Below are 5149 nucleotides of genomic sequence, written 5' to 3'. Positions count from 1 at the left end.
AGATTAGATTTCATCGAGTCGTAGTAGACCACTACGTTGATAGGTTGGGTGTGGAAGCGCAGTAATGCGTGAAGCTAACCAATCCTAATTACTCTTTTCGCGCTTGGTCAAAGAGTCCCACCATCAATGACAGTGCTGATTTGTTCAGCCACGTCGATGGCGGATGATTATGATCACACTAGATAATATATTTTCCTGCACGGGTATCGATTATAACCCAATTACACTTATGTGTGGACGCGCTACCTTCGGGTAGCGCCCCATATTGTGAGCGCCTGCTTCATTGCTTGGTGACCATAGCGTTTGTGACCCACCCGATCCCATCCCGAACTCGGCCGTGAAACCAAACTGCGCCGATGGTACTACCGCTTAAGCGTTGGAAGAGTAGGGCGTCGCCAGGCATTACAGCCGGCGCTCATGATATTAGCGATTTCGAGCAAAATTTCGAATTTTGCGGTTAAGAAATCGCGGCAACAGGTAAGTGCATTGGACAAACCCATTCATAATTCAAAAGCGGCCGATCAACCCTCAAAAGTTGACGGCCGCTTTTTGGTTTCTGGACCTTCGGGTCCATATTGGTGGCGCGGGATGGAGCAGCCCGGTAGCTCGTCAGGCTCATAACCTGAAGGTCGTAGGTTCAAATCCTACTCCCGCAACCAAACAACAGACCCGGCCTTGCGCCGGGTTTTTTGTTTGGCTGTGGCGAGGGCTGGATGTGAAGCTTGTTCAGCCGGAGCAATGGCAAAGCCATTGCGGAGACCACGGCGAAGCCGTGAAATCCTAGTTCCGCAAGCAACGGAACGCTAAGCCCTGACGCCAAAAATTAGGTAATCAGGAATTTGGAGCCAGCCGCGCGGCTTCCTTTCACTGAAATGTTAGGCCCCGCTTGTCTGTCATCGCTCGGTTACCGGGCTGTTCCGGCGGTTGTTCGATATGATCGAAGAGAAAGCCCGCTCACAAGATGAACCCCGCCTGTGGACCCATGCAAGCTTGATGGCGCAGCCCGCCTTTGCCGCGCTTGGCTTTACGGTCATTGAGCATCAAGTCGTCCAAATCGGTGACCAGCATCTTGATCGCGCGATAATGGAAAAGGTGATTAGCTGATCGAAATTTGCGTAGAGGTCAAAGATCGCAGAACGGAGGAGTTTGCGACTTCTGCACCTCCGCTTGAACATCTCTGCAACCGTTTGTCGCAAACGACCCTCGCAACATCGGTGCGCATCCATGCCTCCACATCTCCGTTCATCTTCCAGAAAGCTTCGCGCACCCACGCGCAATCTGCATAGCGTTCAAGTCCGGCTTCGCCGCCGGATCGCGAGATGAAGGGGGCTTCCAGCAGCCGGGCACGCCATCAAAAGGGGGATGGTCCGACAAGGTCTACGAAAAGCAAAGACCGGCTGAACGTATAATTGGGAGACCGATATGATTTTGAATTCCAGACGACCCAAAATGTTTGCGCTTATTGCCGTGCTGTCCGTTCCCGCATGGGCCGGTGTAGCGGCGCAGGAACAGCAATCCGAATTACCACTGGTAGAGGCTGAGGCCGGCACCGTCGTCACCGGTATGCCGCCCGCCGATTTGACCGGACTTCCCGAAGGACCGGAAATCAAAGGCTTCATTTCGGCGCGAAAGGACGACCGCGTTCAGATAACCGGTCCTACCGGCACCAAAACCGTCCTGTCGATCAGCGAGTCTACTCAGGTTCGCTCGAGCTCAGGGCTGTTCGGGCTCGGAAAAGCAAAGCTTGCGACCGACCAGTTGTTGAACGGCCTGCCAGTGACGGCCAAAACGGTGCAGTGGGGCGGCGGCCTTGTTGCGAGCTCGATCCGCTTGCAGAACAAGGACCTGAAGACCGCCAGCATGATCCGCAATGGAACCGAACAGGGCTTTGCCGAGCAGACCGCCGCAACCGAAGCGCTGCGCAGCCGCGTTGCCGATATTGACCAGTATAATGTCAAAGGCACGACCAACGTCTATTTTGACACCGGCAAGTGGCAGTTGTCGCAACAGGCGCAGGCAGAGCTTTGCAACGCTGCAACACAAGCCGGGGCGACCGATAATGCGTTGATGCTGGTCGTCGGTTATACCGATTCGGTTGGCGATTATGACTATAACCAGACGCTCAGCGAAAAGCGTGCGTCCAAGGTCGTTAATCATCTGCAACAGGCTTGCGGCTGGAAGCCCTATCGTATGTTGACCCCGACCGGAATGGCCGAAGCCGATCCGCTGGCGGACAATGAAAGCGAGCAAGGCAAGGCACAGAACCGCCGCGTTGCGGTCAACATCCTCGTCAGCAAGAGCGTCGACGGGCTATAAGAATGTGCGGGGTGGGTTTGCGCCCACCCCGATACCTTCCGCGAAGGCGCTGGCGGAGTGTCGTTCGCCGAAAATATCCCTATCCCTATCGAAGCCACGCTCTAGGGCTTGCCCACGCCCGCTAGGCGTGACAGCAACGCAGTCAATGTCACGATAGGGGAGCTTTGCAATGAAATTTTTAATCAAAACCGCGCTTTTAGCCGGTGTGTCTTGTGTATCTGCGTCCGCTTGGGCGCAAGACAAGCCAGCCCTTGACAAGCCAAAATGGGACGTGTCTGCACCTCCAGGGCTGACAGTGCGCCAGATCGAAATCAACACCGATGAAGGTTCGTGGATGAACCTCGACGTCAGCCCTGATGGCGGCACGCTGGCCTTTGATTTGCTCGGTGACATCTACACGGTACCCGTAAGCGGCGGCACCCCGACGCGGATTGCCGAAGGCCTGCCTTTTGAAACCCAGCCGCGTTTTTCGCCCGACGGACGGCGGATTGCCTTCACGTCAGATCGTGGCGGTGGCGACAATATCTGGATCATGAATGCCGATGGCTCCGACAAGCGCCAGCTGACCAAAGAGGATTTTCGCTTGCTGAACCAGCCAAGCTGGAGCCCTGACGGGCGATTCATTGCGGCAAAGAAGCATTTTACTACTGGTCGTTCGCTGGGGACAGGAGAGGTCTGGCTCTATCATGTGTCGGGTGGGGCAGGCGTGCAGCTGGTCAAAAAACCCAATGAGCAGCACCAGAAGGAATTGGGCGAGCCGATATATGCGCCCGATGGCAAGCATCTTTATTATACCCGCAACATCACGCCCGGCCCGATCTTCCAATATGCGCAGGACTCGAACGGGCAGATTTTCGACATCGAACGCTATGAAATCGAAACCGGTAAAACCGAAACGGCGGTTGCAGGAACGGGCGGCTCAGTACGCGCGACGCCTTCGCCCGATGGGAAGAAAATTGCCTTCGTGCGCCGCGAGCGCACCAAGTCTAAGCTTTATGTAAAAGATCTGTCGACTGGTGAAGAGCGCAAGATTTACGATGCGCTTGATCAGGATGTGCAGGAAACCTGGGCGGTGACGGGTGTTTATCCGAACATGGACTGGTCGCCCGACAGCAAAAGCATTTATTTCTGGGCTGGCGGCAAGATCCGTAAGGTCGATTGGCCGAGCGGGGCTTCGAGCGAAATCCCGTTCCGCATTTCGGATACGCGCGGTGTGATTGATCCACCGCGCCCACCGGTTGAAGTAGCACCGGCGGAATTCAACACGACGATGCCGCGCAGTGTGGTGACATCGCCCGATGGCCGCACGGTATTGTTTGAAACGATGGGCAAGCTTTGGACGAAATCTGCCAGCGGCGGTTCGGCCAAAAGGCTGACTTCTGGGACAGAGATGGAAGCCTATCCAACCTGGTCACGCGACGGCAAGACGATTGCCTATCTGGCTTGGACCGATAAGGGGCTGGGCGAAATTCGAACGATGGCCGCATCAGGAGGTGCGTCGAAAAAGGTCACGCCTCAGGCCGGACATTACGCCCGCCCGCGTTTTTCCCCGGACGGCAAAACTATTGTCTTTGAGAAGGGCCAGGGCGGCGGCCTGACTTCGCCTTTGATGTCCGACCAGCCCGGAATTTACCGCGTGGCGGCAACAGGCGGCGAAATCGTGCGGGTCAATGCGGGCGGTACCGCCCCCCATTATGGCAGCAGCAACGACCGTGTCTTCTTTACGGAAAATGGCCAGAACAAGCGTTTGCTAGTTAGTACCGATGTAAGCGGCGAAGCCAAGCGCAGCCATGCCAGCGGTGAATTGACGACGATTTATGAAGTATCACCCGATGGCAATAATTTTGCTTTCCGCCAGAATTATGAAGCCTTCGTCATGCCGCTGATGCCCGGCACGCAGGAAGTCAGCGCGTCCCCTTCGGGCGGACCGCTTCCGGTGACGAAGGTCAGCAATGTCGGTGCGGATTATATCCATTGGAGCAACAATGGCAGCGCCCTGCACTGGGCTATCGGGCCGACGCTCTATTCGGCGCAAACAAGCGCATTCTATCCTAACGCGCCGCTTGCGAAGGACGCCAAGCCGGTCAAGTTCGAACCGCCCAAGACTGGCGTCTCTTTGGCGATGCCCATGAAGTCAGACAGGCCGACTGGCCTTGTTGCGTTCACAGGCGCACGCATAGTCACAATGGAGGACAAGAGCGGCGGCATTATCGACAATGGCGTGGTGCTGGTCGAGAACGACCGCATCAAGGCCGTTGGCCGCGCTGGCGAGCTTGCCATTCCTGCAGGCGCGAAGACGGTCGACCTGACTGGCAAGACAATCATTCCTGGTCTTGTCGATGCCCATGCGCACGGGCCACATGGTGTCGATGAAATGACCCCGCAGCAGAATTGGGTCAATATGCTCAATCTGGCGATGGGGATTACGACGCGGCATGATCCGTCAAGCAGCGCGGCGACAGTGTTCCCCGCAGTTGAAATGCAGCGTGCAGGCCTGATCGTCGGTCCTCGCAGCTTCTCGACGGGCGAAATCGTTTATGGGGCAAAGGCGGCTGACGTCTATGCCGAGATCAACAGTCTCGACGATGCACTGGCGCATGTTCGCCGCCTGAAAGCCCAGGGCGCGCATAGCGTCAAAAACTACAACCAGCCACGCCGTGAACAGCGCCAGCAGGTAGTCGCCGCCGCTTTGCAGGAAAATATGCGCTCGGTGGCCGAGGGCGGTTCGCTGTTCGGCATGGACATGAACCTGATTGCCGACGGCAACACCACGGTCGAACATAATGTGCCACTCGATATATTTTACGATGATGTCGTGCAGTTCTTTTCGAAG

At 56.3% G+C, this 5149-nt stretch carries 3 protein-coding genes, 1 tRNA gene and 2 rRNA genes; all 6 read left to right on the top strand.

What is annotated here, in order from left to right; genetic code table 11:
- A 23S ribosomal RNA gene (locus ACEW72_RS03585) occupies positions 1 to 109 on the top strand; the annotation flags it as partial.
- A gap of 177 nt (positions 110 to 286) precedes the next feature.
- Positions 287 to 401, top strand: a 5S ribosomal RNA gene (rrf, locus tag ACEW72_RS03580).
- Positions 402 to 582: 181 nt separating this feature from the next.
- Positions 583 to 659 (top strand) — tRNA-Met (locus tag ACEW72_RS03575).
- Positions 660 to 933: 274 nt separating this feature from the next.
- Positions 934 to 1104 carry a hypothetical protein gene (locus tag ACEW72_RS03570; protein WP_373475009.1) on the top strand — a complete coding sequence of 57 codons (171 nt, stop codon included), beginning with the start codon at positions 934 to 936 and terminating at the stop codon, positions 1102 to 1104.
- Positions 1105 to 1422: 318 nt separating this feature from the next.
- Positions 1423 to 2316 carry an OmpA family protein gene (locus ACEW72_RS03565; protein WP_373475008.1) on the top strand — a complete coding sequence of 298 codons (894 nt, stop codon included), beginning with the start codon at positions 1423 to 1425 and terminating at the stop codon, positions 2314 to 2316.
- 169 nt (positions 2317 to 2485) lie between these two features.
- Positions 2486 to 5149 (top strand): amidohydrolase (locus tag ACEW72_RS03560; RefSeq protein ID WP_373475007.1); only part of this gene is annotated, 2664 nt, incomplete at its 3' end.

The organism is Sphingorhabdus sp., from assembly GCF_041737645.1.
GTDB lineage: Bacteria > Pseudomonadota > Alphaproteobacteria > Sphingomonadales > Sphingomonadaceae > Sphingorhabdus_B.
Note: the sequence above shows the minus strand (reverse complement) of the source record. Positions and strands in the feature narration are given on the sequence as shown.

Coding starts and splice junctions, on each gene's coding strand:
- ACEW72_RS03565 (WP_373475008.1), top strand. CDS start 1,423: ATGATTTTGAATTCCAGACGACCCAAAATGTTTGCGCTTATTGCCGTG.
- ACEW72_RS03570 (WP_373475009.1), top strand. CDS start 934: ATGATCGAAGAGAAAGCCCGCTCACAAGATGAACCCCGCCTGTGGACC.